25 protein-coding genes are annotated in these 26463 nt (G+C 61.7%); 12 read left to right on the top strand and 13 right to left on the bottom strand.

Features of this window, described 5'->3' with window-relative positions:
• The 4 genes from AB1281_RS22970 (at position 1) to AB1281_RS22955 (ending at position 4526) form a co-directional block, all read left to right on the top strand.
• Positions 1–1287 (top strand): NAD(P)/FAD-dependent oxidoreductase, encoded by a 1287-nt coding sequence (locus tag AB1281_RS22970; RefSeq protein WP_430344776.1) that lies wholly within the window; start codon positions 1–3, stop codon positions 1285–1287.
• Positions 1288–1419: 132 nt separating this feature from the next.
• Complete coding sequence (locus AB1281_RS22965) at positions 1420–1677, top strand: hypothetical protein (RefSeq protein WP_430347142.1); 258 nt, start codon at positions 1420–1422, stop codon at positions 1675–1677.
• An 87-nt stretch (positions 1678–1764) separates the two neighbouring features.
• Positions 1765–3111, top strand: coding sequence for a phosphomannomutase (locus AB1281_RS22960; RefSeq protein ID WP_430344775.1), 1347 nt, complete (start codon positions 1765–1767; stop codon positions 3109–3111).
• Between the two features lie 11 nt (positions 3112–3122).
• Positions 3123–4526 carry a mannose-1-phosphate guanylyltransferase/mannose-6-phosphate isomerase gene (locus AB1281_RS22955; RefSeq protein ID WP_430344774.1) on the top strand — a complete coding sequence of 468 codons (1404 nt, stop codon included), beginning with the start codon at positions 3123–3125 and terminating at the stop codon, positions 4524–4526.
• 98 nt (positions 4527–4624) lie between these two features.
• Here AB1281_RS22955 and rfbD read toward each other — a convergent pair whose 3' ends face one another.
• From rfbD to rfbB, 4 genes are read right to left on the bottom strand one after another with little or no spacing between them, the layout of a single operon-like run.
• Entirely contained in the window at positions 4625–5518 is an 894-nt protein-coding gene (gene rfbD / locus AB1281_RS22950) for a dTDP-4-dehydrorhamnose reductase (protein ID WP_430344773.1), read from the bottom strand.
• Positions 5515–6072 (bottom strand): dTDP-4-dehydrorhamnose 3,5-epimerase, encoded by a 558-nt coding sequence (gene rfbC / locus AB1281_RS22945; RefSeq protein ID WP_430344772.1) that lies wholly within the window; start codon positions 6070–6072, stop codon positions 5515–5517. Before rfbC ends, rfbD begins: the two co-directional genes overlap by 4 nt.
• Positions 6069–6956 (bottom strand): glucose-1-phosphate thymidylyltransferase RfbA, encoded by an 888-nt coding sequence (rfbA, locus tag AB1281_RS22940; RefSeq protein WP_430344771.1) that lies wholly within the window; start codon positions 6954–6956, stop codon positions 6069–6071. Before rfbA ends, rfbC begins: the two co-directional genes overlap by 4 nt.
• Positions 6957–6970: 14 nt before the next feature.
• Entirely contained in the window at positions 6971–8026 is a 1056-nt protein-coding gene (gene rfbB, locus AB1281_RS22935; protein ID WP_430344770.1) for a dTDP-glucose 4,6-dehydratase, read from the bottom strand.
• A gap of 263 nt (positions 8027–8289) precedes the next feature.
• Between rfbB and AB1281_RS22930 the strand changes: the two genes are divergently transcribed.
• The 8 genes from AB1281_RS22930 (at position 8290) to AB1281_RS22895 (ending at position 14532) form a co-directional block, all read left to right on the top strand.
• Entirely contained in the window at positions 8290–9036 is a 747-nt protein-coding gene (locus AB1281_RS22930) for an electron transfer flavoprotein subunit beta/FixA family protein (protein WP_005415186.1), read from the top strand.
• Entirely contained in the window at positions 9036–9974 is a 939-nt protein-coding gene (locus AB1281_RS22925; RefSeq protein ID WP_430344769.1) for an electron transfer flavoprotein subunit alpha/FixB family protein, read from the top strand. Before AB1281_RS22930 ends, AB1281_RS22925 begins: the two co-directional genes overlap by 1 nt.
• A gap of 194 nt (positions 9975–10168) precedes the next feature.
• On the top strand, positions 10169–11272 hold the full coding sequence (locus AB1281_RS22920) for a DegT/DnrJ/EryC1/StrS family aminotransferase (RefSeq protein WP_430344768.1): 1104 nt from the start codon (positions 10169–10171) through the stop codon (positions 11270–11272).
• On the top strand, positions 11257–12213 hold the full coding sequence (locus tag AB1281_RS22915) for a glycosyltransferase family 2 protein (RefSeq protein WP_430344767.1): 957 nt from the start codon (positions 11257–11259) through the stop codon (positions 12211–12213). The genes AB1281_RS22920 and AB1281_RS22915 overlap by 16 nt, the downstream gene beginning before the upstream one ends.
• Positions 12213–13145: a WxcM-like domain-containing protein gene (locus AB1281_RS22910; RefSeq protein ID WP_430344766.1), complete on the top strand. Its 933-nt coding sequence runs from the start codon at positions 12213–12215 to the stop codon at positions 13143–13145. The genes AB1281_RS22915 and AB1281_RS22910 overlap by 1 nt, the downstream gene beginning before the upstream one ends.
• Before the next feature lie 2 nt (positions 13146–13147).
• Positions 13148–13537 (top strand): GtrA family protein, encoded by a 390-nt coding sequence (locus tag AB1281_RS22905; protein WP_430344765.1) that lies wholly within the window; start codon positions 13148–13150, stop codon positions 13535–13537.
• 95 nt (positions 13538–13632) lie between these two features.
• Complete coding sequence (locus AB1281_RS22900) at positions 13633–14160, top strand: acyltransferase family protein (RefSeq protein WP_430344784.1); 528 nt, start codon at positions 13633–13635, stop codon at positions 14158–14160.
• Between the two features lie 30 nt (positions 14161–14190).
• Complete coding sequence (locus tag AB1281_RS22895) at positions 14191–14532, top strand: hypothetical protein (protein WP_430344764.1); 342 nt, start codon at positions 14191–14193, stop codon at positions 14530–14532.
• Between the two features lie 6 nt (positions 14533–14538).
• Here AB1281_RS22895 and AB1281_RS22890 read toward each other — a convergent pair whose 3' ends face one another.
• The 9 genes from AB1281_RS22890 to AB1281_RS22850 all read right to left on the bottom strand — a co-directional run bounded on the left by AB1281_RS22890 (position 14539) and on the right by AB1281_RS22850 (position 26463).
• Positions 14539–16062, bottom strand: coding sequence for a glucosyltransferase domain-containing protein (locus AB1281_RS22890; RefSeq protein WP_430347141.1), 1524 nt, complete (start codon positions 16060–16062; stop codon positions 14539–14541).
• Between the two features lie 98 nt (positions 16063–16160).
• A complete protein-coding gene (gene galE / locus AB1281_RS22885) occupies positions 16161–17183 on the bottom strand; it encodes a UDP-glucose 4-epimerase GalE (RefSeq protein ID WP_430347140.1) in 1023 nt (340 codons plus the stop codon).
• Positions 17180–18622: a glycosyltransferase gene (locus AB1281_RS22880; RefSeq protein ID WP_430347139.1), complete on the bottom strand. Its 1443-nt coding sequence runs from the start codon at positions 18620–18622 to the stop codon at positions 17180–17182. Before AB1281_RS22880 ends, galE begins: the two co-directional genes overlap by 4 nt.
• Positions 18619–19362: a glycosyltransferase gene (locus tag AB1281_RS22875; protein WP_430347138.1), complete on the bottom strand. Its 744-nt coding sequence runs from the start codon at positions 19360–19362 to the stop codon at positions 18619–18621. Before AB1281_RS22875 ends, AB1281_RS22880 begins: the two co-directional genes overlap by 4 nt.
• 78 nt (positions 19363–19440) lie before the next feature.
• Positions 19441–20130: an NAD-dependent epimerase/dehydratase family protein gene (locus AB1281_RS22870; RefSeq protein WP_430347137.1), complete on the bottom strand. Its 690-nt coding sequence runs from the start codon at positions 20128–20130 to the stop codon at positions 19441–19443.
• The gene (locus AB1281_RS22865) at positions 20127–21536 is read right to left on the bottom strand and encodes a glycosyltransferase (RefSeq protein WP_430347136.1); all 1410 of its coding nucleotides are present in this window, start codon (positions 21534–21536) and stop codon (positions 20127–20129) included. The genes AB1281_RS22870 and AB1281_RS22865 overlap by 4 nt, the downstream gene beginning before the upstream one ends.
• Complete coding sequence (locus AB1281_RS22860) at positions 21533–22264, bottom strand: glycosyltransferase family 2 protein (protein ID WP_430347135.1); 732 nt, start codon at positions 22262–22264, stop codon at positions 21533–21535. Before AB1281_RS22860 ends, AB1281_RS22865 begins: the two co-directional genes overlap by 4 nt.
• Before the next feature lie 147 nt (positions 22265–22411).
• Entirely contained in the window at positions 22412–24652 is a 2241-nt protein-coding gene (locus AB1281_RS22855) for a hypothetical protein (protein ID WP_430347134.1), read from the bottom strand.
• Between the two features lie 8 nt (positions 24653–24660).
• Positions 24661–26463, bottom strand: a complete 1803-nt coding sequence (locus tag AB1281_RS22850; protein ID WP_430347133.1) for a class I SAM-dependent methyltransferase — start codon at positions 26461–26463, stop codon at positions 24661–24663.

Genomic DNA, 26463 nt, shown 5'->3' with positions numbered 1-26463 from the left:
ATGAGCGAGCGCATCGCCGTTCTCGGCGCGGGCCCGATGGGCCTCGCCGTGGCTTACCAGCTGGCCCGCGACGGCCATCAGCCCGTGGTGTTCGAAGCCGATGACCGCGTCGGCGGGATGACGGCGAGCTTCGACTTCGGCGGCATGCCGATCGAACGCTACTACCACTTCCACTGCACTTCCGACCACGATTTCCTGACCGTGCTCGACGAGCTGGGGCTGGGCGCGCGCATGCGCTGGACCGAGACCCGCATGGGCTACTGGTTCGGCAAGCGCCTGCAGGCCTGGGGCAACCCGATCGCCCTGCTCCGCTTCAAGGGCCTGGGGCTGATGGCCAAGATCCGTTACGGACTGCATGCCTTCCTGTGCACGCGTCGCAACGACTGGCGCCCGCTGGACCACGTTGAAGCCTCGTCCTGGATCCGCCGCTGGGTCGGTGCCGAAGCCTATGAATCGCTGTGGCGTCGCCTGTTCGACTACAAGTTCTACGACTATGCCGGCAACCTGTCCGCGGCCTGGATCTGGAGCCGGATCCGGCGCATCGGCCGCTCACGCTACAGCCTGATGCGCGAAAAGCTGGGGTATCTGGAAGGCGGTTCATCTACCCTGCTCGATGCCCTGCATGCCGACATCCAGCGCCATGGCGGCGAGGTGCGGCTGTCCAGCCCGGTGCAACGCATCGTGATCGAGGAAGGCCGCGTGCGCGGCGTCCAGGTCGGCGGCGAGCACCTGGCCTTCGACAAGGTCATTTCCACCGTACCGCTGCCGTTCGTCCCACGCCTGGCCCCGGACCTGCCCGACACCATCCTGGCGAAGTTCCGCGCGCTGAACAACATCGCAGTGGTCTGCGTGATCGCCAAGCTGCGCAGGCCGGTCTCGGCCAATTTCTGGGTCAACACCAACGACCCGGACATGGACATCCCCGGCATCGTCGAATACACCAACCTGCGCCCGATGGACGCGCATATCGTCTACGTGCCGTTCTACATGCCCGGCGAGTACGAGCGTTATGGCGACAGCGACGACGTGTTCGCTGACAAGGTGCGTCGCTACCTGTGCATGATCAATCCGCAGCTGGGCGCGGACGACTTCATCGACGTACGAGTCAGCCGTTACCGCCACGCGCAGCCGATCTGCGAACCGGGCTTCCTGGACCGGCTGCCGCCGCGCCGGCTGCCGGTGGAAGGGCTGTGGGTGGCCGATACCTCGCACTACTATCCCGAAGACCGCGGCATCTCCGAGAGCATCGGCTTCGGGCGTGCCATGGCCCGCGAGGCGGTGGCGTGACCCTGTCCCGCCCGTTCCTGCTGTTCCTGCTGGCCGGCGGCATCGCTGCGCTGGCCAACATCCTGTCGCGGATGCTGTACAGCCACTGGATGTCGTTCACACCCGGCGATCATCGCCGCCTACATCACCGGCATGGTCACCGCCTTCGTGCTGACCCGCTGGCTGGTGTTTTCCGGCAGCACCCGCCCCCTGCACCACTCGGCGTTCTACTTCGTGCTGGTCAACCTGTTTGCGGTGGCGCAGACCTGGCTGGTCTCCACCGTGCTGGCCTACCACCTGCTGCCATGGCTGGGCGTTGACGTGCTGCGCCTGGAAATCGCCCACGTGGTGGGCGTGGCGGTGCCGGTGGTGTCCAGCTACTTTGGCCACAAGTACCTGTCGTTCCGATGACTGTTGCCGGGGCGCCGTTTCCGGAAAACGGTTCCCACACATTCATGGTCGTAAACTACGGCGCTGACCTCATCCAGGATCCGATCGATGCCCCTGCCCGCCTTCAAGGCCTATGACATCCGCGGCCGCGTGCCGGAAGAACTGAACGAAGACCTGGCGCGCCGCATCGGCGTGGCGCTGGCGGCACAGCTTGCGCCGGGCCCGGTGGTACTCGGCCACGACGTGCGCCTGACCAGCCCCGCGCTGCAGGACGCATTGGCCGCAGGCCTGCGCGGTACCGGGCGCGAGGTGATCGACATCGGCCTGTGCGGTACGGAAGAGGTCTATTTCCAGACCGATCACCTGGGCGCGGCCGGCGGCGTGATGGTCACCGCCAGCCACAACCCGATGGACTACAACGGCATGAAGCTGGTCAAGGAGAACGCGCGCCCGATCAGCTCCGATACCGGCCTGTTCGCGATTTCCGATGCGGTCGCCGCCGATACGTCCGAGGCGCAACCGCCGCGTGCCGGGCAGAGCGCCCAGCATGACAAGAGCGCGTACATCCAGCACCTGCTGAGCTATGTCGATGCCGGCAAGCTGCGGCCGCTGAAGCTGGTGGTCAACGCCGGCAACGGTGGCGCCGGTGCCATCGTCGATCTGCTCGCACCGCACCTGCCGTTCGAGTTCATCCGCATCTGCCACGAGCCGGACGGCAGCTTCCCCAACGGCATTCCCAATCCGCTGCTGCCGGAAAACCGCGCCGCCACCGCCGACGCGGTGCGCGAACACGGCGCCGATTTCGGCATTGCCTGGGATGGTGACTTCGACCGTTGCTTCTTCTTCGACCATACCGGCCGCTTCATCGAGGGCTACTACCTGGTCGGCCTGCTGGCCAAGGCGATCCTGGCACGCAACCCGGGTGGCAAGATCGTGCATGACCCGCGCCTGGTCTGGAACACCGTGGACATGGTCGAGCAGGCCGGCGGTGTGCCGGTGCAGTGCAAGAGCGGCCACGCCTTCATCAAGGAAAAGATGCGCGCCGAAGACGCGGTGTACGGCGGCGAGATGAGCGCCCACCACTACTTCCGCGAGTTCGCCTATGCAGACTCCGGCATGATCCCGTGGTTGCTGATCGCCCAGCTGGTCTCCGAAAGCGGGCGCTCGCTGGCCGACTGGGTCGAAGACCGCATGGCCGCCTATCCGTGCAGTGGCGAGATCAACTTCAAGGTTGCCGATGCCAAGGCCGCCGTCGCGCGCGTGATGGAGCATTTCGCGGCGCAGTCGCCCACGCTGGATCACACCGACGGCATCAGCGCCGACTTCGGCGACTGGCGCTTCAACCTGCGCAGCTCCAACACCGAGCCGCTGTTGCGCCTGAATGTTGAAGCCCGGGGCGACGCCGCGCTGATGCAGGCGCGCACCGACGACATTTCCCGCCTCATCCAGCAGTAACCGAGGAACGCATGAGCAGCATCCAGCCCGTCATCCTGTCCGGTGGATCCGGTACCCGCCTGTGGCCGCTTTCGCGCGAGGCGTATCCGAAGCAGTTCCTGCCCTTGGCGGGCGAGCTGACGATGCTGCAGGCCACCTGGAAGCGCGTCGCGCCGATCGCCGCGCGTGGGCCGCTGGTGATCGCCAACGAAGAGCACCGTTTCGTCGCCGCCGAGCAGCTGCAGCAGGTTGGCGCCGAGCCGGCCGCGATCATCCTTGAGCCGGTCGGCCGCAACACGGCCCCGGCGATCGCGGTGGCCGCGCTGGAAGCCACCCGCGAGGGCGCCGACGCCCTGCTGCTGGTGCTGCCCTCCGATCATGTGATCACCAACGAGACCGCGTTCCGCAGCGCCGTGCAGGCCGCCGCCGCCGCCGCCGAAGCCGGCAAGCTGGTCACCTTCGGCATCGTGCCGACCGGCCCGGAAACCGGCTACGGCTACATCAAGGCCGCCGATGGCCAGGGCCTGCGCGCGGTCGAGCGCTTCGTCGAGAAACCCGACCTGGACACCGCCACCGGCTACGTCAGCAGCGGCCAGTACTACTGGAACAGTGGCATGTTCCTGTTCAAGGCCTCGCGCTACCTGCAGGAGCTGGAACGCTTCCAGCCCGCCATGCTCGCTGGCAGCCGCCAGGCTTGGCAGCAGGCACGTCGCGATGCCGATTTCACCCGCCTGGACAAGGACGCCTTCACCGCCGTTCCGTCCGATTCCATCGACTATGCAGTGATGGAGAAGACCGCCGATGCCGTGGTGATTCCACTGGATGCCGGCTGGAACGATGTCGGCTCGTGGACCGCGCTGCGCGATGTCTCGCAGCAGGACGGCGATGGCAATGCGCACCAGGGCGACGTGATCGCCATTGACTGCCGCAACACCTATGCTTACGCACAGCGCCTGGTGGCGCTGGTCGGGCTGGACGATGTGGTGGTGGTGGAAACCGATGATGCCGTGCTGGTCGGCAAGGCCGACCGCATGCAGGACGTCAAGACGGTGGTCGCGCAGCTCAAGGCCGAGGGCCGCAGCGAGGCCACCTGGCACCGCAAGGTCTATCGCCCGTGGGGTGCCTACGATTCGATCGACAACGGCGAGCGCTTCCAGGTCAAGCGGATCACGGTCAAGCCCGGCGGCACGCTGAGCCTGCAGATGCACCACCATCGCGCCGAGCACTGGATCGTGGTCAGCGGCACCGCTGAAGTCACCCGTGGTGACGAGGTGATCCTGCTCAGCGAGAACCAGAGCACCTACATTCCGCTGGGCGTGACCCATCGCCTGCGCAACCCCGGCAAGCTGCCGCTGGAACTGATCGAAGTGCAGTCCGGCAGCTATCTGGGTGAGGACGACATCGTGCGGTTCGAGGATACCTACGGGCGCAGCTGACCCGGAACCCGCTGGTGCATGCCGACCGCTGGTCGGGGTGCATGCCGACCGCTGGTCGGGGTGGGTGCCGACCGTTGGTCGGCACGTCACCTGCCGGGTCAGGCAATCTCCGCCATCACCCGCTTCAGGCCGTCCTGCCAAGCCGGCAGCACGATGCCGAAATCCTGCTGCAGCTTGCGGTTGTCCAGCACCGACCAGGCCGGGCGCTTGGCCGGGGTCGGGTACTCGGAACTGGGAATCGCCTCGACCGTCGGCACCTTGGCCAACACGCCAGTGACCAACGCTTCGGCGAAGATCGCCTCGGCAAAGCCATACCAGCTGGTCTGGCCGCTGGCGGTCAGGTGCCAGGTCCCGGACAGCTGGCCCGGATGCTGCAGCGCCTGCGCGGTGACATTGGCGATCAGCGCCGCCGGCGTCGGCGTACCGATCTGGTCGGCCACCACCCGCAACGCATCGCGCTCGGCGCCCACCCGCAGCATGGTGCGCAGGAAATTCGCGCCGTGCGAGGCATACACCCACGCCGTGCGGAAGATCAGATGACGGCCGCCGGCCGCACGCACCGCGTCCTCGCCATCGCGCTTGCTGGTGCCATACACGCCCAGTGGTGCGGTCGGCTCGTCCTCGCGGTAGGGCGCGCTGCCCTGGCCATCGAACACATAATCGGTGGAGTAATGCACGAACGGCACACCATGTGCCGCACACCAGCGCGCGATCACGCCCGGTGCCTGCGCATTGGCAGCAAAGGCGGCATCGACGTCCTGTTCGGCGCGATCAACAGCGGTGTAAGCCGCCGCATTGACCACTACCGATGGCTGCACGCGGTCCAGCAATGCCGGCAGGCTGTCGGGCTGGGCAAAGTCGGCCACCTCGCACGTGCTGTCATCAGGCAACTGACCACTGCGGGTGGTCGCGACCACCGGCCCCAGCGGGGCCAGCGCTCGCAGCAGCTCCTGGCCGACCTGGCCATTGCCGCCGAACACCAGAACCGTCATGGGGTGTAGACCGGCAGGCGGTCCTCGGCAATGTCCTTCAGGAAGGGAGCATTCTCGTCCTTGGCCGACAGGGTCGGTGCGCTGATCGGCCAGTCGATTGCGACATCGGCGTCATTCCAACGAATAGCCGCATCAGCTTCCTTTAAGTACACATCGGTGCAGAGATAGTTGAACAGCGCAGTTTCGGAAAGCACTACAAAACCATGGGCGAAACCCTCGGGTATCAAAAACTGCCGCTTGTTTTCGGCACTGAGGATCACCGCTTCCCAGCGTCCAAACGTAGGCGAGCCGCGGCGGATATCGACCGCCACGTCGTAGACCTCGCCCTCAAGGACGGAGATCAACTTGCCCTGCGGGCGAGGCCACTGGTAGTGAATGCCGCGTAGGACGCCCTTGCTTGAAGAGGACATATTGCTTTGTACGAAGCTGCTGACCAGGCCCGCTTCCGCGAATCGGTCGGCATTCCATGTTTCAAAGAAAAACCCCCGGGCGTCACCGAACACGGCAGGTTCAACGATCTTGCATCCGGGCAGGCTTGTCTCGATTACCTTCAAGGAACGACTCCACGCAGAGCGAGCTTGTGCAGGTACTGGCCGTAGCCATTCTTGATCAGCGGTGCAGCCAGTGCTTCCAGCTGCTCGGCGCTGATCCAGCCCTTTCCGAACGCGATTTCTTCCGGGCAACAGACCTGCAGGCCCTGGCGGGTCTGGATGGTCTCGATGAAGTTGGATGCTTCCAGCAGCGACTGGTGGGTACCGGTATCCAGCCACGCATAGCCACGGCCGAGCGCCTCCAGGTGCAGGTTGCCTTCGGCCAGGTACCGCTTGTTGAGATCAGTGATCTCCAGTTCGCCACGCGGCGACGGCTTCAGTTCGGCCGCGTAATCGCTGGCGTTGCCGTCATAGAAGTACAGACCGGTCACCGCATAATTGGAGCGCGGCTTTTCCGGTTTCTCCACCAGGTCGATCACCTTGCCGCTCTGGTCGAACTCGGCCACGCCGTAACGTTCCGGATCATTGACCCAGTAGCCGAACACGGTCGAGCCGTGCACGCGTTCGTCGGCGCGCTTGAGCACTTCGCGCAGGCCGTGGCCGTGGAAGATGTTGTCCCCCAGTACCAGGCAGCTCGGCTTGCCGGCCACGAAGTCCTTGCCGATCAGGTAAGCCTGGGCCAGGCCATCGGGGCTGGGCTGCACCGCGTACTGGATGTCCATGCCCCACTGCGAACCATCGCCCAGCAACTGCTGGAACAATGCCTGCTCGTGCGGGGTATTGATGATGAGCACTTCACGGATGCCCGCCAGCATCAACACGCTGAGCGGGTAATAGATCATCGGTTTGTCGTACACCGGCAGCAGCTGCTTGCTGACGCCCTTGGTGATCGGATACAGACGGGTGCCGGAACCACCGGCGAGGATGATGCCCTTGCGCTGGGTCATGGTGTCTCCTGGGTTCAGGCCGCGGTGCCGATGCGCTGCAGACGGTAGCTGCCGTCGAGCACGCCGTTGACCCATTCCTGGTTCTCCAGGTACCAGTCAACGGTGAAGGCGATGCCCTGCTCGAAGGTGTAGGCCGGTTCCCAGCCCAGGTCGTTCTTCAGCTTCGAGGCATCGATCGCATAACGGCGGTCATGGCCGGGTCGGTCGGTGACGTAGGTGATCTGGCTGCTGCGCGGCTGGCCGTCCGCGCGCGGGCGGCGCTGGTCCAGCAGTGCGCAGATCGCCTGCACCACTTCAATGTTCTGCTTTTCCGAATTGCCGCCGACGTTGTAGGTCTCGCCGACCTGGCCCTTGGCCAGCACGGTGCGGATCGCTTCGCAATGGTCTGACACGAACAGCCAGTCACGCACCTGCTTGCCGTCGCCGTACACCGGCAGCGGCTCGCCGGCCAGCGCCTTGGCGATCACCAGCGGGATCAGCTTCTCCGGGAAGTGGTACGGGCCATAGTTGTTGGAGCAGTTGGTGGTCAGCACCGGCAGCCCGTAGGTGTGGTGGAACGCACGCACAAGGTGGTCCGAGGCCGCCTTCGACGCCGAGTACGGCGAATTCGGGGCGTACGGGGTGGTTTCACTGAACTTGCCGGTCTCGCCCAGGGTGCCGTACACCTCATCGGTGGACACGTGCAGGAAGCGGAAGGCCGTGCCCTGTTCAGCCGGCAGCGCCTTCCAGTAGTCGCGCACCGCTTCCAGCAGGCCCAGGGTGCCCACCACATTGGTCTGGATGAACGCACCCGGGCCATCGATGGAACGGTCGACGTGGCTCTCGGCGGCGAAGTTCAGCACCGCATCGGGCTGGTGCTCGGCCAACAGACGGGACACCAGCGCGCTGTCGCCGATGTCACCCTGCACGAACAGGTGGTTCGGGTTGCCGTCCAGGCTGGACAGGGTCTTCAGGTTGCCGGCATAGGTCAGGGCGTCGAGATTGACGACCTTGATGCCACGGGCGACCGCTTCGAGAACAAAGTTACCGCCAATGAATCCGGCACCGCCGGTGACAAGCCATGTGGGCACTACCTGTTCTCCTGATCGAAATTCATCCAAGGGGCGCCATCAAGCACCCCGGCACAGCAGCACAGGATACATGTCGTTCGTCTTCACGACTGCCTGCGTGACGTGAACGGCGCACTCGATTCACGCGAACCATGCCGCACCGCAGCATAACCATACGCATTCGCATGGTCCCCTCAAGCCAGCTAGAATCGGGATCCCACCCCCGAACCGGTTGCTGTGCGAGGACCGGACGTTCTCTCCGTTATTGAAGGACCCCGTACCAGATGAAAATCCTCGTCGCGTACAAGCGCGTGGTGGACTACAACGTCCGCATTCAGGTCAAGCCGGACGGTTCCGGCGTGGTCACCGACGGCGTCAAGCTGTCCCCCAACCCCTTCGATGAAATCGCCCTGGAAGAAGCCCTGCGCCTGCGCGACAAGGGCATCGCCAGCGAAGTCGTGGTCGCCACCATTGCTCCGGCCGATGCCCAGGCGCACCTGCGCAACGGCCTGGCCATGGGCGCCAATCGCGCCATCCATGTGGTCACCGACCAGGCCATCCAGCCGCTGACCGCCGCCCGCACCCTGCTCAAGCTGATCGAGAAGGAGCAGCCGGACCTGGTGATCCTGGGCAAGCAGGCCATTGACGACGACGCCAACCAGACCGGCCAGATGCTGGCCACGCTGTGGGGCCGTCCGCAGGCGACCTTCGCCAGCAAGCTGGACATTGCCGACGGCAAGGCCACGGTGACCCGTGAAGTCGACGCCGGCCTGGAAACGCTGGAAGTCGATCTGCCGGCCGTGGTCACCACCGACCTGCGCCTGAACGAGCCGCGCTTCATCAAGCTGCCGGACATCATGAAGGCCAAGGCCAAGCCGCTGGAGACCCTGCAGCTGGCCGACCTCGGCGTTGAAGCCGCCGATACCTTCAAGACCACCCAATACGCCGCGCCGTCCAAGCGCAGCAAGGGTGTGATGGTCAAGGACGCGGCCGAACTGGTTGCCGCACTCAAGCAGAAGGGGTTGCTGTAATGAGCAGGATTCTCGTCATCGCCGAGCACCACGACGGCAAGCTCAACGCCGCCACCGCCAAGACCGTCAGCGCTGCTGCCGCCATCAGCGGTGCCAGCATCGACGTGCTGGTGCTGGCCGCCGATCCGGCCGCCGTGGCCGCCGAGGCCGCGAAGATTGCCGGCGTCGCCAAGGTCCTGACCGTGGCCAACGCCGCCAACGCGCAGGCCATCGCCCAGGTGCTGGCGCCGCAGATCGCACAGCTGGCCAAGGGTTACACCCACGTGTTCGGCCCGTCGACCACCTTCGGCAAGGACCTGATGCCGTGCGTGGCCGCCCTGCTCGGCGTCAACCAGGTCTCCGACCTGATGAGCGTTGAAGGCAGCCACACCTTCAAGCGCCCGATCTACGCCGGCAACGCGATCATCACCGTGGAAGCCCCGGCCGAGCAGATCGTGGTCGCCACCGTGCGTGCCGCCTCGTGGCCGGAAGCCGCCCAGGGCGGCAGCGCCGCCATCGAAGCAGCCAGCGTCGACGCTGCCCTGCCGACCCACACCCGCTTCGTCGGCCTCGCCGCCGGTGCCAGCGACCGCCCGGACCTGCAGAGCGCGAAGCGCGTGGTCTCCGGCGGCCGCGGCGTCGGTTCGGAAGAGAACTTCAAGGTCATCTTCCAGCTGGCCGACAAGCTCGGTGCCGCCGTCGGTGCCTCGCGCGCTGCGGTCGATGCCGGCTACGTGCCCAGCGACCTGCAGGTCGGCCAGACCGGCAAGATCATCGCGCCGGAACTGTATGTGGCCGTGGGTATCAGCGGTGCCATCCAGCACCTGACCGGCATCAAGGATGCCGGCACGATCGTCGCGATCAACAAGGACGGCGATGCGCCGATCTTCGAGATTGCCGATATCGGCCTAGTGGGGGATCTGTTTGCCATCCTGCCGGAGCTGGAAGCAGCTCTTTGATGTTGCACGGTTGCCATTCGCATTCGGATGGCAACCGACAAGAAATTGTCCCTTGCCTGCATTGGGGCCGCCGCGAAGAGTGAGTACAATTCCAGAGTCCTCGGCGATTGACCGGCTGGCAGAGGTCCGTTCAGTGCCCACCGCCTTCTGGATTCCCCAGACGATTCCTTCCATCCAACGCAGATCCAATCCCAATGCCGCCTGAAGCCATTCCAGTCAACTCCCTGTCACGTCATATCGAACCTTTGAAGGATGCACTCGCGGCGGCGGCGACCGAGGTGGTTGGCAGTGGCTATTTTGTCCTGGGCCCGAATGTCCGATCGTTCGAATCTGCCTTTGCCAGTTACTGCGGGGTGGATCACTGCATCAGCGTTGGCAACGGTACCGACGCGCTGGAACTGTCTCTGCGCGCCTTGGGCGTAACGGCACAGGACCAGGTTGCGGTAGTCGCCAATGCAGCGATGTACGGCACATCGGCAGTGCTGGCGTGTGGCGCGGAACCGGTCTTCATCGACATCGCTGAAGGCAGCGCGACCATGGATCCGGCGCTGCTGGAAGCTGCGCTGGTCGCTGGCGGCATCAAAGTCGTCATCGTCACCCACCTCTACGGCCAACTGGCAGATGTCGAAGCCATTTCGGCGCTGTGCAAAGCCCATGGCGTGGGCCTGCTGGAAGACTGCGCCCAAGCCCATGGCGCGCGCAACGCGAACGGTCTGGCAGGCTCGTTCGGCGATATCGCCAGCTTCAGCTTCTACCCGACCAAGAATCTCGGCGCACTGGGCGATGGCGGAGCCGTGGTTACCCACCGCGCCGACCTGGCCGAGCGCGTGCGCATGCTGCGTCAGTACGGCTGGACACAGAAGTACACCAACGGCTTGGCTGGCGGTCGCAACAGCCGGCTGGATGAAATGCAGGCGAGCATGCTGCTGCTGATGCTTCCGCATTTGGATCAGTGGAACGAGCGCCGCCGAGAGGTTGCGCAACGCTACAGTTCTGGCATCACCAATCCAAAGATTCGGGTCAACCAGAGCAGTGGCGCGTCCTATGTTGCGCACCTGTACGTCGTACGCAGTGAGGTACGGACTGCACTTCAGCAGCACCTTGCCAGCCTGGGCATCCAGACCGACATCCACTACCCGACTCCAGACCATCGTCAGCCCTGCCATGGCGGGCGCTACGCGGATCTGGAGCTACCTGTCACGGAGCGGGACTGCACTGAGGTGATTACGCTGCCCTGCTTCCCCGAACTGACCGACGTGGAAGTTGACCGCGTGATCGAAGCATGCAACAGCTTCTGAGTCCAACGCTGACGGTCGTTGTCCCGGTGTACGGCAACGAAGGATCCATCGCCAAGCTCATCGCTGCGCTGGCATCCATCAAAGCGAGCGCACAGGTACCATTCGAAGCGGTTTTCGTCGTCGACGGCAGCCCGGATCAAAGCTATGCGCGACTCCGTGAGCAACTGCCGACCGCCGGATTTGATTCGCAGCTGATTGCCTTGTCCAGAAATTTCGGTGCATTCTCGGCCATCCGAGTCGGGCTGGAGCATGCCAAGAGCTCCATCATTGCCGTGATGGCCGCCGATCTCCAAGAGCCTCCGGAACTGGTGCTTGATCTTTTCAAGGCGCTCGCGGTTGGTGACACGGATATCGCGATGGGGGTCAGAGAGTCGCGGGATGATCCCGGTCTCTCCAAGCTGGCATCGGAGGCATTCTGGGCACTGTATCGACGCTTTGTCATGCCCGACATTCCGAAGGGAGGCGTGGATATCTTCGCCGTCACCGATTCTATGCGTGACCGCCTGCTTCAGTTGAAGGAGAGCAACACGAGCCTGCTTGCCCAGCTGTTCTGGCTGGGGGGGCGACGCCAGTTCGTGCCCTACAGACGGCTTCGCCGTGAACACGGAAAGAGCGCCTGGACGCTCAAGAAGAAACTGCGCTACTTGTCCGATAGCGTCTTCTCGTTTACCGACCTTCCCATTCGATTGCTCATGGCTCTCGGTGTGCTGTCCCTGGGCGCAGGCGTTGGCCTTTCAATTCTTATTCTCGCTGCGAAGATCTCCGGCCTGGTTGCTGTGCCAGGCTACGCCGGGACGATGGTGGCCATCCTGTTCTTTGGTGCCTTGAACTCGTTGGGACTGGGCGTCGTGGGTGCTTATGCCTGGCGCACGTTCGAGAACACCAAGGCACGCCCTCTTTCCATTCTGCAATCTCTGGAAACCTTCACGGAGCTTGACTGATGAACTACTTCTGCCATCCCAATTCACTTTGTGAATCGGAGAGCATCGGCAAAGGCACCCGAATCTGGGCTTTTGCGCATGTCCTGCCCGGAGCCGTGATCGGTGAGGACTGCAATATCTGCGATGGCGTCTTCGTTGAAGGCAATGTCGTTGTCGGCGACCGCGTCACCGTTAAATGCGGCGTACAACTGTGGGACGGTGTAAGGCTGGCCAACGACGTATTCGTCGGCCCGAATGCGACCTTCACAAATGACCGGTTCCCCCGATCCCGCCAGCACCCCGAGGCATATCCGGAAACGTTCGTGGAGGCTGGCGCCTCCATCGGAGCAAATGCCACGATCCTGCCCGGCATTCGGATCGGCAGCGGCGCCATGGTCGGCGCTGGCGCAGTCATCACCCGCTCGGTACCTCCGAACGCGATCGTCGTGGGCAATCCTGCGCGAATCGTCGGGTATGTGACTGATAGCCGCGCACAGCATCCTGCACCGCAGGCAGCTACGGACGAAGCTAGAGTTAGTTCCGTCGCGGGCGTGAAGCTGCATAGGCTTCCTCGCTATCAGGACCTCCGAGGTGCACTTTCGGTCGGTGAGTTCTCGAAGGACCTGCCCTTCGAACCCAAGCGATACTTCCTTGTTTTCGATGTTCCCAGCCAGGAAACCCGTGGCGAACACGCGCATCGGATCTGCCATCAGTTCCTGATCTGCGTCAAGGGCAGCGTCCGGGTTCTCGCGGACGACGGCACGCGTCGTGATGAGTTCATCCTGGATTCGCCAAGCGTCGGCCTGCACCTTCCCCCCATGATCTGGGGTACGCAATACCAGTACTCCCCTGGCGCCGTTCTGCTGGTCTTTGCCTCCGAGAACTACGACGGCGATGAGTACATCAGGCAGTACGATGAATTCATCAAACTAACCGCTGTCGCAGCGAGCTGACATTGCACGCATTGCTTGCAACCATCGCCCGCTTCCTCGCGGGCGGTGCCCTCAACACCGGTAGCACGTTCGTGCTCTACTGGTTGTTGCTGCTTGTCATGGACTACCGCATTGCTTACGCGATCAGTTTCGCCTCCGGCATTCTGCTCAGCTATCTGATCAACACCCGGTTTGTCTTCCGTGCACAGCACAGCATGCGCAAGTTGCTGTTGTTTCCGCTGGTTTACCTTATCACCTACTTGGCGGGCGCGATCGTGCTGCACGCTGCGGTGTCTGGATTTGGCGTCAGCAAAACGATTGCGCCACTTCTCTCAATCTGCGCCACCCTGCCGCTGTCGTTCGTACTGACGAGACTTGTGCTTTCGACCAAGCGCGCTAAGCCTCGTGTCTAGCAGATGGATAGCCAACGTCTAAACAATCTGACTGCCGCCCGCTTTATTGCGGCACTGCTTGTTTACGTCCATCATTCGTCCGCCATGGCGTATGCATCCATGCCGAACGACTTCTTCCGGAACTTCGCGTCCAACCGGCCGCAGCTGTTTCGTTCTTCTTCGTTCTGAACGGCTTCGTGCTCGCCGCTTCGAATCTGGAAAAACACTCCGGGCTGGGCCTCGGTTCAACGGTTTCGTTCTATTGGAAGCGCAGCGCAAGAATTCTTCCACTCTGGCTGCTCGCGCCGGCTCCATTCATCGTCAAAGCCGCGCAGGAGGGTGATCCCCGACTGTGGTCTTACCTTGCGTTTACACAAGCCTGGAGTGGGAACGTCAACGTTTCGTTTGCGCTCTTGGCCGTGGCATGGACACTCTCGGTGGAACTCTTCTTCTACCTGTCCTTTCCATTCATTGCCGCTGTCGTGGCGCCATTTCGCAGCCGATGGCTGCGGCCAGTTCTTATCATTGGCGGGTTGCTCATACCAACTGTCGCGGCGCTGTACTACGAGCTCAAGCCAGAGTTGGCGGCACTTGCATCGTCGAACCCATGCAGTTCGCATCAGTGGCTTTACCGCTCATCATGAGGTTCCAAGAGAAGAGCCCTGATACGGGTCATGCCGTATGCGGCGATCTTCGTGATCGTTGTCGTGGCGCTCGCCCGTCTCGAGCAGTTCGGTGCAGGGATACGGTGGCACCTACCTATCCTCCTGGGCGAAGCTTCATTCGCCTTCTACCTGATACACCAGTACTACTTCAAACCTGTTCTTCAGCCGCCGCTGGTCGAAGCGTTTAGCCTTCAAGTAGCGCAGGTGACCGTACTGGTTGCCGCAGTCAGCGCAAGCATTGGCCTCCACCTGATGATCGAAGTGCCGGCTAGAACACTGATGCTACGCGCCCTGCGCATCGGGTCGACCGTGCCCAAGGCACGAACCGCCCAGGAATCTGCACGCACGTAAGCGGATTCAGAGACAGACGAGGGCGCTCCCATCCGCCTGAATTGACACGAACCCACGCTCAGGCCACACAGCTGCATTTGCACAAGCAGCAACGTCCTGCTCACCAGCCTGCCGGAAGTTCAGCTTGCGACCGGTGGAAAGGGTCATCCGCGCTGGGATCGCGCTGGATACGTAGAAAGCGGAGATGTTCATGTCCATCCATGTCGTGGCAAGGGATACACCATGCGTCCAACGCATCTTCGTATTCACCACCGCAACGGGTGTCTGCTCGCTGTACTCGTCAAGCGCCCTCAGGGACGCCATGATCTGCTCGGCCAGGAATGAATCAAAGGCATTCAACTGCCGCTGGTCATTGTGTACACGGTGACCTATCGCAATCGAAGAGATCAGCAAGAGCCCTGCCAGCAGGCTGACCGAGACACGGGTCGCGGTGTTCTTTGCATACAGGCAGAACCAGAAACACCCAGCGGCGAAGAGCGCCACGAGGCCACCCAGCACTCGAGGAACCGGCCACCAGGTCGCCCCCACCGCTACAACGCCCAAGCCAACCAGCGGCGCCATCAGCACCAGGACCAACGCCATTGGCGTTTCCCTGCGCCAGCTGCGCAAGAGCAGCCAGCACACAGCCACCCAGCCACCGATGGCCAACGCCCAGAACGCGGTACGGACGGAAGAAGCGGTCTGCACCAGAAGGGGATGGGTGAGCACCCACTTTGCAAGCTCCGCAATCTCATCGAGCCGGGTACCTAGCTGATCGAGAGGGATCATTTGACCACGCTGAACGACCTGCACACCAAGCATCGAGATGAAGAGCTTGTTGATGATTAGGTATAGAACGACGGCAAGTGCGATGATTGCAGTGGCTACTCCCGTAGGCAGATAGCGTCTCCAATGCGGGCCAGCGACACCTGGCCCTTCAACGCACGCCCTCACAAGCCCAACCAGCACCATGACCCCAACATAGTTAAGTACGAGCTGGTACATCGAAAGTGCAAGGATCAACAGCACACAACCCAACCACCACATACGCTGCGCGCGGACAGTGATGAACACTGCAGCAATCCCCAGCGCAATCGCCAACAGCGCAGAGAATGACGCCTCGGAGAACGTCAGTATTTCCGCCTGAAAGGGATGCAGCACCAACAGCAGCGCAGGAAGACAGACAGCAAAGGCTTTTGTCTCACGAGGCTTGTCGAACGCAGCGAAGAAGAGAGGAGCGGTGAAGGCGAAGCAAGCCAATCCGACACCTTGGAACAGGGTGGCGAACGTCTCGGGGTCTACACCCAGGCCCTGCATTGCCTGGAACAGCAGAAACTGTCCAAAGCGGCCTTGGCTTACAAACCTTTCCATCGGCGGCCAGCCGTCGAGGTTGGAGTAGGAGTCGATGGACAGGCCAGGCGCGATCAGGAAGGGCATACGCGCCAGAACGCAAGCCACGGTGACAGCAGCGCAGATCCACCATAGGCCGCGCAACAGTTCCGACAGCGGAACAGGATCCGTCTCGAACCGCGTGGCAAGAACATATCGCATTCACTACACCCCTGATCTATAACAACCAATGTGCAGGCATTGATCAGCAGCCTGCAAGCCTCGGGCAGCAGTATACAGATCTGGGTGGACTGTACTGGTCAGCCATCCAAAGCTCCGCTCGACAGGTTGCACTGCCAACGCCATGCATCCTCACAGATCTCTTTGAGCGAGCGGGTAGCCTGCCAATCAAGGAGCGTCTCGGCTCGCGATGGATCAGCCCAAGACTCAACGATATCTCCGGCACGTCGTTCAACGACTTCGTATGGGACGGGGTGACCGACAACATCACTGAACGCCTGGATCATCTCCAGTACCGAATAGGGTCGTCCTGTGCCCAGGTTAAGGGTCAGCGATCTTCCATCAGCGCCGTCCAGAACTTTCAACGCCGCCACGTGGGCGGTCGCCAGATCAACCACGTGAATGAAATCCCTCACTCCCGTACCGTCAGGGGTTGGGTAGTCCGCGCCAAACACCCGGACGTGCGACCTGAGGCCCGCCGCAGTCTGGGTGATATAGGGCGCAAGATTGTTGGGAAGTCCCGTTGGCAGCTCACCGATCAGGCCGCTCGGATGGGCGCCCACCGGATTGAAATACCGGAGCAGGACGGCCCTGAGCATACTGTCCGGAGCATCCACGCAATCACGAATGACCAATTCGGAAGCGAGTTTTGTGCGCCCATAAGGTGTTGGAGGCCGCAACGAAGCGGTCTCCGGGACAGGGCATTGTTCGGGCTCGCCATAGACGGTCGCCGAAGAGCTGAACACCAGTCTGCGGCAGCCAGCAGCGTCCATCGCTGACAGCAGCGAGATGGTCCCCTCAACGTTGACCCTGTAATACTCCAGTGGCATAGAGACGCTCTCGCCAACAGATTTCAGTGCTGCGAAATGGATCACAGCGTCTGGCCGGGTCTCGATCAGACAATTCGTCAGCGCCGAGCTTTCAAGGATGTCCAGTTCGGAGAATGGCACAGGCTTGCCGACCAGTCCCTCGATACGATCTATTACGCTGCGCTCACTGTTGCGGAAATTATCAACGACATGCACATCGTGGCCGCGCTCCAGCAGCTCAACAACCGTGTGTGAGCCGATATACCCAGCCCCGCCAGTAACCACAACCTTCACGTGACGCTCCCAACGCTATCGGATGACCCGACTGCGGCATGCTCAGCCCCCTGACACCCGGCCCGGAGATACGGACCCGCGGCCTGCAATCTGGAGGAGAACTCCCCCCACTGCCTGGTTCGGCGCAACATGTCCAACTGCCTTGAGACGCGAAGCTCTCTCTCCTGCGGCGACAAGCGCAATACTTCCAGCTGTGAAACGAATGCAGCGACGTCCTCGTAATCAGCGATGAGGGATTCCGGTTCAAGAAAATCCAGAATCCCCCCCACCGCAGGCGCACAGATGGGAAGCATGGAAGATGCAGCATCGAACAGGATCGTAGGCGTTCCCTCCCATGCACTGGTATGCAGGTAGGCGAAGTGATTTCCACCAACCACTGCTTCAAGTCGCTGGAACTCGCCGTGAAGCACAACATTCGGCAGCGCCTTGAGCCGCTCAATCGCCGCATTGCCCCCGGACATTACCTGTGTACCGAACACGTCGAACTCAACGTGCGGCATAGCTTCTGCAATCCCGGCCAACACATCCGGGCGTTTCTGGCGATCAAGGCGCCCCGCCCAGAGAACGCGCCGTGCACCATCTTCTGTCCTGGCTTTTGCACCGACAGGTGGTACCTTTCCGTCGTACGGGAATGGGAGGACTGTAAAGCTTCTCTGTGGAATTCCAAGATCTTCGTTCCAGATTCTCGGATACTGCGAGTTGTCACAGAAAATAGTATCGAAGACGGCATGACAATCGCGCAGGTAGTCGCGCGCATAGCCGACCGGCAACATTCTCTGGCTGTAGTCATCGCAGAACAACGAGGCGTAAAGGGCCGAATGCTGGCGCAACGCCACTCCATACTGGCGCACGACCTCCCACCCAACCCGCGAGTTGATAACATGGATAACGCGTGGTCGTTGCTGAACAAGCAATCGCACCAGTACTCGCGCCTGATCATCCAGGGACAGGCGCTCCACAATGTTTCCAAGCGAGACGTACACGGCCGACGCTGGCAAGCGCGATGCCCAAGGAGAATCCCCTGGCTCAGTGCCGAGGAGAAGCAGGCGATTTTCTTCCTTCGACTCCACTATCGCCTTTGCATGATAGAGAATTCCGCGATCGGCACCGCCCTGCTTGAGCCATGGAATCACCAGCACATGGGTGAAACACGCATCATTCAAAAGCGTGAGCAGCTCTGCATAGACCGCACCTGCGGCAGGCAACGATGGCACGGAGTAGAACTGATAGCGGTCCAGAACGTCCCCTGGAGGAACCAGATCCGGATCCAGGTACCCTATCTCGAAGATCTCGTCCTGCAACCATTTCGGCATAGTGGGAACGCTGGGGACGTCGATCGGGAGCACATCCCCCGCGCCCTCAGCAGAAGCACGCGGACTTGGCGTCACTGCATCAAGCACGCGCTTGACCTGTGCCCATGCGCGATGGATGGCACTCATGCCTTACCCTCCACGGCCCTTGGTTCAAAAAAAATTGTCTTTGGAACCACTGTTTTCATCGCATGGCTTGCCTGGTTCAAGGACCCCGAAACCTTCCGCCTGTAAAAATAGGCACTGTGCGGCGCAATTCCGTGCACAACGCCCCGCGCGATTGTCTCGCAGTTCCAATACCAATCCTCATATCCGAAGCCCGTGGTGCTGGGATAACACGCAACGTAGGGAATCTCTTCGAAAACCTTTCTGGTTGAAAAGGCCGCACTGATCCAAGGGTTGACCGAGAGCATTGACCTGGGATCGTAGTAAGGGCCTTCCTGGTCGGGCTGCCAATTGAATGCGTTGTACATCCCAAAGCTGAGCACTAGCTCTGGGTGCAAGATGAAGCGTCCTTCACGCCGGACTGCCTCCTGAAGATGGCGGGCAAAGTACTCCCGGGAAATCAGGTCGTCGCCATCGAGCGTACAGACATAGTCAGCGGTCGCATTGGCCACACCCACGTTGCGGGCAAGAGCCAGGTCGGCAACATTGGTCACGACAACACGTTCCGTTCCGTCCAGGCAAAAATGGTTCCTGACATAGCTGCTTGTTGTTACGTCAGCGTTGTCCAGCACAAGAACGAGCTGCACGTGCAACCCGGCCTGCCGCGCGACGTCACGGGAAAGCGCATATGAACGCAGCGCTGTGTGTGCAAGCAGACCTTCCTTGTGAAAGGTGACGATCGCACTCAAATGCGGCTTTGCCATCGGGAATTACCTAGAAATGTTCAAGAGGTGCGCGGCAAACGCCAATACATCCGGCGCCGGCTCATGGAGAGCCTGAAGCTAGGAGATGGAATAGTACTTGGCAATGACCCTTTTGTAATAGTTCCCGTCGAAGTCGATTCCAACTTCCCCGGCAGCCCGGCTGCAGTCGCTTGCATCAATTATGAATGGAGCCCCTTTATCGAGAAGGCCGTAGTTGCCGACCCTGCCCACCGACTCCTCCATGGCTTGCACGATGGACGGCATGGGGGTCGAGACCGGGTCAGCGAGCGAGACTATCCGGGGATATCTTTCATCGCTCCGAATGACATGGGTGGCCAGCGCGCAGACATCATCGACATCAATCAGATTACGCTCTGCATTCTTCCATACCTCGAAGTACTCCCCACTAGCGATCCGAGCACTTAGAAAGTTGGTCAGGGTCCCTGGGTTCCCGCCACGGCCGACTACCTGGGGCAAGCGCAGAACACGTCCGCGTGGATCCCCGATGACCAGGCTCTCCATCCGTCGTTTGTGGATAAGGTAAGGACTCTCGGTCTCGTTCGGGTTGCCTACGGCGCAACTGCCGAAGTACACGATCCTGCCAACATCCGCCGCCATTACGGATCGCACTAGAACTTCTTCACGCTCAAACTGTGCCGGGTCTACTTCCCTCGAATTCGATACGCCAGCGGCGAGAATGCACACATGCCTATCATCCTGCCAGAAGGGGGCAAACGCGGTAGCGACCATTCCGCGACCAATGATCATGCCCCAGCATTCCTGGCATAACCTTCGATCGAACTAATGGCGGCCCTGAAATCCACCCAGCTGCGTCCGCTTGAAAGGGCGCGATACTGGTTGGCCCTGCGAAGCCTCCGCAGTTGAGGCTCGGAAATCAGGGATCGCAGGCGCTGAACATGCGCACCCGCATCATCAGGGTCATCAACGAGCCAATCTCCTTCGATCAGATCTACGACGCCCCCTACGGCGGGCGCAACGACAGGCAAGCCAGCGGCTGCGGCGTCGAGCAGAATGGTGGGCAAGCCCTCCCACGACGACGTGAAAAGATAGGCCGCATGGTCTGATCGCACAATCTCCTCGAAACGAACGAAGGGGCCGTGCAAAGTTACGTTGCGCAGAGCACCCAACTGCGCCATGGCAGGATGTTGAGGACCAAGCACGGACACGCCGTGAACATCAAACAGTACGTCAGGCATCGCTTTGGCAATTGCAAGCAGCACATCAGGGCGCTTCTGTCGATCAAACCGTCCTGCCCACAGGATACGCGGGGACGCCGGGAGATCGAACGAATCTACCTTCTCCACAACTTCACGATCGTAAGGAAACTTCATCACGGTGAAAATGGCGCGCGGAACGCCAATCTCCCTGGACCACCGGTCTGGATACACAGAGTTGTCGCAGAACACCTGGGCCAGATGCGGATAGCAGGAGCGCAGGTACCGACGCGCGTACCCAACAGGAACCATGTTCTCGTCATAGTCGTCGCAGAACAATGACGCATACAGTCGCGAACGCTGCCGCAATGCAAGACCGAACATCTTGATCGATTCCCAAGCGGTTCGCGAGTTGATGTTGTGCACGACCTCTGGCTGCAACTGCACCAGCAAGCGGGTCATCAACTGTACTTGCCCCTCCATACCCATCGAACCTACGATCTTTCCGAATTCAACAACCTTCACACCTTCGGGTACGCGATGAGCCCAGGCGGATTCTCCTCCCTCGGTCAGCAGCACCAGAATATCGCCAGTTGGCATGCATTCTGCCCAGGCCTCGAGGTGATAAAGGGCACCGCGATCCGCCCCACCACGGACCAACCATGGCAGGATCATGACGTGGGTGTACGGACGCTCGCCCACCTCGGACAGGAGTTGACGATAGATTTCGCCGGGCTTGGTTGTGAAGGGAATGCCATAGTGCCGGTAGTGGTCCGGGGCGCCATGGTCGGACAGCAGCCCAGGCTCCACACTCGCCAGTGCAATCATTTCCTCTTGCAACCACGCCGGGATCTCGGGCTGCCCATGCGATATCACTGTGCCTACTCTTTCCAGCCTCCTCGAAAACCAGGCAAGAATACGCCCCAATTCCGCACGTGGATTGCGGATCATTTGACGAACGCTTACGCGGCGGACAAGGGCGAAGAAACGCCTGATCATCGCAGCCCTCCAAATCCAAAAAGGTCATTTGGGGGCATCACGACTCCTATGGAATTACTCACCGAATTTACGGATCCGGATTCCTTGATTCTGTAGAAATAAGCCGTATCAGGCACCACTCTATGTTCAAAGCCTGCAGCAGTAGTTGCACAGCTCCAGTGCCAGTCCTCGTACCCGAAGCCAGTCTGCACCGGGAAACATGCCACATAGGGGACCTCCGCGAACACTTCGCGACGCGCGAACACAGCGCTCACCCAAGGATTCACGGAAATCAGCATGTCTTTCGAGAATGGCATGGTGCTCTGATCAACCTGCCAACTGAAGAGATTCTTGGCGCCGAAGCTGATGACAATCTCAGAGTGAAGAATGACCCGTTCCCCCATGTTCCGCGCAAACTCCACGTGTTTCACCAGGTAATCACGACTTACCAGATCATCACCGTCAAGCGTGCACACATAGGTTCCACCAGCCTGCCGAATTCCCGCGTTCCGTGCGAGTGCAGCATCTCCCAATGAAAGCTCCAGAACGGTCTCATCGCCTTGCAGATCCGGATGAGATCGGATCTTGCTCACGGTCTCGGCATCAGCATTGTCCAGTACCAACACCATCTCGGTAGTGATGCCCGCGCGGACGGCTAGCTCCCTGGCGTGCAGGTAGCTTCTCAGTGACGCATGGGCGAGTATTCCTTCTCGATGAAAAGTTACGACCACACTCAAATCATGATTCATCGGACTGGCTTCCTACTAAGCTCCCAAGCAGCTGATTTCCGGGTCATCTGCATGGAAAAATCAACATCTAACTGCGCAACAAGGCACGTGCCGAATTCACGTTCGCAGCCTGGGTCAATGACAGCGGTCAACCTGGAAATCATCGCGTCATTTCCTCCCAAGCCGCGCGGCAAGAGCGCGCAGCACTGTGCGAACCAATGGCTTCACCGGAAGCCGATTGAGCGCATTCGCGAGCCGGAACATTTCCTCTGCGATAGACTCAGCCGGGAACCGATTCCGCGACTCCCCTGACATAATGGCACCGGTAGCCGCGCTGAGTTGCTGTGCCGCACCGATCAACTGTTGGTTGGCATTGATCAACTGTTGATGCTCCGCAAACAATCGATCGTATTCTGAATGCAGGGCATGCAGCTGTTGAGAAAGTGCTTCCTTCTCACCGACCGCATGCCGATGCGCCAATCGGAATGCAGCTCGTGCGCCTTCGTTCTCGATAGCCAGCGTCCGAGCTGTTGAGCCCAGCGTCTGGATCACGTGATCGCGGCGGGAAAGCTCGGCGTTCAGCTGATGGTACTGCCCGTCCAGCCAGTCCTTCGCCTCCTGCAGGTTGTCCTGCCAGATCTGCCGACGTTGTTGCTCGGTACGCGCTTCCAGCAACTGCAGACGCAAGGAGCGATTGCTCCACTGCCAGACCAGGCCAGGCCGAAGTGGCGTTTCGGCTGTCAGTCGCAACGCAGACGCCAGACAGCCTGCCTCATCCATGACCGCAGCAAATTCGGGCATGGCGAAGACCTCCGGTGCATTGCAGTCGCCGATGACGGCCGACCAATCCGGCTGTGAAGCGAGGCGTCGGGCTTCGTCCAAGCCACGCGCCCACGCTTGCCGGGCCGCAGGAAGAGCGCCCCGGCTGAAATGTATCCAGCCCAGCCGCACCGCAGCAGTGGTGGTCTTTGTACCTAGCAACGGGCTAAAGGCCAGGACGTCAAAAGCCAGAACCCGAGCATACAACTCGGCGGCCTGATGAAGATCACCAACGGCCTGATGCAAGGACGCGGCGGCGAACGCCAGCGAGACCTGCCACCGCAGTACGGTTGGGTTGGCGGCGGGCGCGTCAATATAAAGTCGAGCGGCGGCAAGCAGCTCGGCACGGCTACTGCCTTCCTGTGCCACCGGATCATAGAGCAGCACGCAGACGGCGGCACCATAGTCGGCCGAGTCTACCGGTGCTTCATGCATCACCTTGCGCGCTATCTGCCGCCGCAGCGTTGCCGATTCCAGCCGCAGACCAACCGCTACGATCAGGCGCACCACACTTGCATCGAGATAATCGCGCTGGAAGGCGATGAGGTTCGGCGCCTTCAGCGACGGGTCCTGCGCAATCCCTGGACCATCTACCTTTACCGCCATCAGCACCAATGCGTCGGCTATAGCGATGCTGTCGGAATCGATCTTGAGTTGGCCGGCAGCGTCGCGCGACACTTCGATGAACTGCTCCGGACCCGGAGGACGCGTCAGGCTCTGCCACCATGCACGGTCAATCACCAGACCTGATTGCTCCAGCAGCGCCAGCAGCGCCAGCAGATCCTGCTGCAACGGATTGCGGCCCGAGTAAAGCGGCACGGCGACCACCAAGCGGCCGCTACGGACCAGAGCGGCATGCGCGGCTTGCACCTTCTGTGACCAGGCGGTGCCGTCATGAGAGAGCCGGGTTACCACCATGTCGATCAGTCTAGGGATCAGCTGCCACTGAGTGCCGCCAAGCCACTCGACACCCGACTCGCCCTCTGGGTGGGGCTTATCGTCGACCACCCCTAACCAGCTACAGCGCGACTGCTGCAGAACGATACGCCACAGATCTCCCTCTGCCGCGTCCATTGCCAGCACTGCATCGCCGGGGCGTACCAGTGCCGCCGCCAAGCCATGGTAGCTGGCGCTCATCAGCGAGGCAGGGTCGGTCACGCTGACACCGGAGCGTGCGAAGACCCGAACGGTTACGTAGTCCGGAACGCCCGGCAAGGCGAATACTGCAGGGTGCTGCTGCCAGCCCAGATTGGCCGCCTGCGCAACCCACATCTCGGCGTCCTGCGCGGCGCCCACCGGTCCGACAATGACCACGGCAGCAGCGTACGGCGCCAGGAACCTGCTGCACTCCTCGCCGCTATCGGCCCAGGCGATGATCACTTCGGCCACTGCATCGCCGGACGTGACCGCATCAAACCGGGACACCTCACACCCGGCCGCCAACAGCGGCGTACCCAAGTGTGCTAACGCTTCACCAATGAGCTGCACGCGACTCGGACCCATCGCGCGCAGACAATAGGCGGCCAGATCAGCCGCGAACATCGGGGTCAGCAGCGAGGCCGAAGTGGTAGGCGGGGGAGAATCACTCATCGCTGGAGTCAAGCAGCGCCGTCGGAGGGTGTAGGTGGCGGGCTGAGACGCTGCACCTCGGCGGTCAACGCATGATATTGACCGTCGAGCCACAGGCGAGCCGCTTCAAGCTCAATGGTATAGCGTTCCAGTTCGGCGATACGCTGCATGTGCTCATGGAACTTGCCATCCAGCCACGCCTTGGCATCGATCAGCTGTTGCACGTCACGCACGCCCATATTGATCTGCTCGGCACCTTCGACTGGACCGGAGACCACGGCGCGGTCATCGAAATCGGCCAGCAATGCCGACTCCGCGCCCAGAACCCTGGCAAGAACAGTGGCATGCGCCTGCAGCTGCAACTGCAGCGCACCCGGACGCGTATCGATGTTGTCGGCCAGCTGGCGGTCCGCAAGATACAGCAAGCCAGCAGCATCGGGCTCGGTGGATCGCACGGACAGCGCTTCGCGCGCGCTGGTCTGCACGCGCTGCCAATGGGCACCCGCGACTTCGGCTGCGCCCTCACCAGCCGCGACGATGGCGGCTAGTGCATGCGCACGTGCACGCGACAACGGTTCGGCGGCGCTGAACTGCGCTTCCAGGTGCATCTGGACCTCGTTGCGGCGACCCTCGGACAAAAGCGCACGGACGCGCGCCAGCGGATCCTCTTCGGCTCGCTGCGGTGCGTTGGCTTTGCGCGCCAGCACCAGCAACCATTCACCGTCGCACGCTGGACCCGAGACCGGGTCAATCTCGAGCATCGAGCGCGCCGACAAGTGGCGCTTCTGGCCGCCACCGGCATCCTGCAACCACGCTTTTTCGATTACAAAGCCATGGCGCTGGAACTGCGCCACCAGACGCGGCCAATCGTACACATGAAAATGGAATGGATTGGGATCTTCGCCGGTTTCATCCGACCAGTCGTTGGGCACGCTGGCGTACACGCGCCCCCAAGGAGAGAGCACGCGATGCAGCTCGGCCAGCAGCAGATCCGGCTGAGGCAGGTGCTCCAGTGTCTCCACCGATACGGCAAAATCGGCCGACCCGTCAGCCATCCCGGAAAGATTCTGCGCATCGCCAACCACGAAGTTCATCGCGGTAGGCGACGCCGGAGCGAAATTGAGGTTGGCATAGTCCACCGCATATTCGCTGGCATCCAGACCCGTGAAAGAAGCGGCAAGACTATTGTGAGCCAGCTGGTAAGAACCGTAGCCTAGACCGCAGGCGACATCGATGACCCGGTCGCCCGCCTGGATGAATTGGGCGGCCTGGGCATAGCGCGTCATGTGCGCGTCGGAACGACGGCCCGGCTCACGGGTCATGTCGGTATGCAGGTCGCGCTCTTCCTCCAGCGCTTTTAGTGGATACACCGCAAGGGCCTGCCCGGGGACGCGCTCGAAGGCGATCATCAACATGCCGGTCACCCGGTCCAGCTCACCGTACGGGGCGACCCGCTCATTGAGCGGATGCTTGCGCCACTCGGCTTTGATGGCAGCGGCCTCCCACGTAGCGCGGTTGCCGGTGGCCGCCGCTTCGCCCGCAACGACGATACACACCGGCCCTGCAACGCCGGCCAGCAGGGGTTGCAGCCACTCGCCCGCCTGCGCGGCATCGGCCCGTTCCAGTACGACGATGGCAGCTGTGGCCGTGCATCCAGCGACATCTCCTTGAATGGCCACGCCAGCTTGGCGCAGCGCACGCAACAGCACCGGCGCGGGGTCCCCGAGCACCGCAACGGGCCCAGCAGGAAGCCAGGTCAGAAGGCGAGCCACCGCCACGCGTACGGCAGCGGGAGAAAGTGCGGAATGGGCAGCGGTCGGGTTCATATCCAT

Source organism: Stenotrophomonas sp. NRRL B-14846 (genome assembly GCF_050473585.1).
GTDB lineage: Bacteria > Pseudomonadota > Gammaproteobacteria > Xanthomonadales > Xanthomonadaceae > Stenotrophomonas.
This window is presented reverse-complemented; position numbering and strand designations above follow the sequence as displayed.

What these genes read in the sequence shown, in the direction of transcription:
- AB1281_RS22970 (WP_430344776.1), top strand. Translation starts at nt 1, where the DNA reads ATGAGCGAGCGCATCGCCGTTCTCGGCGCGGGCCCGATGGGCCTCGCC.
- AB1281_RS22965 (WP_430347142.1), top strand. Translation starts at nt 1,420, where the DNA reads ATGGTCACCGCCTTCGTGCTGACCCGCTGGCTGGTGTTTTCCGGCAGC.
- AB1281_RS22960 (WP_430344775.1), top strand. Translation starts at nt 1,765, where the DNA reads ATGCCCCTGCCCGCCTTCAAGGCCTATGACATCCGCGGCCGCGTGCCG.
- AB1281_RS22955 (WP_430344774.1), top strand. Translation starts at nt 3,123, where the DNA reads ATGAGCAGCATCCAGCCCGTCATCCTGTCCGGTGGATCCGGTACCCGC.
- rfbD (WP_430344773.1), bottom strand. Translation starts at nt 5,518, where the DNA reads ATGACGGTTCTGGTGTTCGGCGGCAATGGCCAGGTCGGCCAGGAGCTG.
- rfbA (WP_430344771.1), bottom strand. Translation starts at nt 6,956, where the DNA reads ATGACCCAGCGCAAGGGCATCATCCTCGCCGGTGGTTCCGGCACCCGT.
- AB1281_RS22930 (WP_005415186.1), top strand. Translation starts at nt 8,290, where the DNA reads ATGAAAATCCTCGTCGCGTACAAGCGCGTGGTGGACTACAACGTCCGC.
- AB1281_RS22925 (WP_430344769.1), top strand. Translation starts at nt 9,036, where the DNA reads ATGAGCAGGATTCTCGTCATCGCCGAGCACCACGACGGCAAGCTCAAC.
- AB1281_RS22920 (WP_430344768.1), top strand. Translation starts at nt 10,169, where the DNA reads ATGCCGCCTGAAGCCATTCCAGTCAACTCCCTGTCACGTCATATCGAA.
- AB1281_RS22915 (WP_430344767.1), top strand. Translation starts at nt 11,257, where the DNA reads ATGCAACAGCTTCTGAGTCCAACGCTGACGGTCGTTGTCCCGGTGTAC.
- AB1281_RS22910 (WP_430344766.1), top strand. Translation starts at nt 12,213, where the DNA reads ATGAACTACTTCTGCCATCCCAATTCACTTTGTGAATCGGAGAGCATC.
- AB1281_RS22895 (WP_430344764.1), top strand. Translation starts at nt 14,191, where the DNA reads ATGCCGTATGCGGCGATCTTCGTGATCGTTGTCGTGGCGCTCGCCCGT.
- AB1281_RS22890 (WP_430347141.1), bottom strand. Translation starts at nt 16,062, where the DNA reads ATGCGATATGTTCTTGCCACGCGGTTCGAGACGGATCCTGTTCCGCTG.
- AB1281_RS22880 (WP_430347139.1), bottom strand. Translation starts at nt 18,622, where the DNA reads ATGAGTGCCATCCATCGCGCATGGGCACAGGTCAAGCGCGTGCTTGAT.
- AB1281_RS22875 (WP_430347138.1), bottom strand. Translation starts at nt 19,362, where the DNA reads ATGGCAAAGCCGCATTTGAGTGCGATCGTCACCTTTCACAAGGAAGGT.
- AB1281_RS22870 (WP_430347137.1), bottom strand. Translation starts at nt 20,130, where the DNA reads ATGATCATTGGTCGCGGAATGGTCGCTACCGCGTTTGCCCCCTTCTGG.
- AB1281_RS22865 (WP_430347136.1), bottom strand. Translation starts at nt 21,536, where the DNA reads ATGATCAGGCGTTTCTTCGCCCTTGTCCGCCGCGTAAGCGTTCGTCAA.
- AB1281_RS22860 (WP_430347135.1), bottom strand. Translation starts at nt 22,264, where the DNA reads ATGAATCATGATTTGAGTGTGGTCGTAACTTTTCATCGAGAAGGAATA.
- AB1281_RS22855 (WP_430347134.1), bottom strand. Translation starts at nt 24,652, where the DNA reads ATGAGTGATTCTCCCCCGCCTACCACTTCGGCCTCGCTGCTGACCCCG.
- AB1281_RS22850 (WP_430347133.1), bottom strand. Translation starts at nt 26,463, where the DNA reads ATGGATATGAACCCGACCGCTGCCCATTCCGCACTTTCTCCCGCTGCC.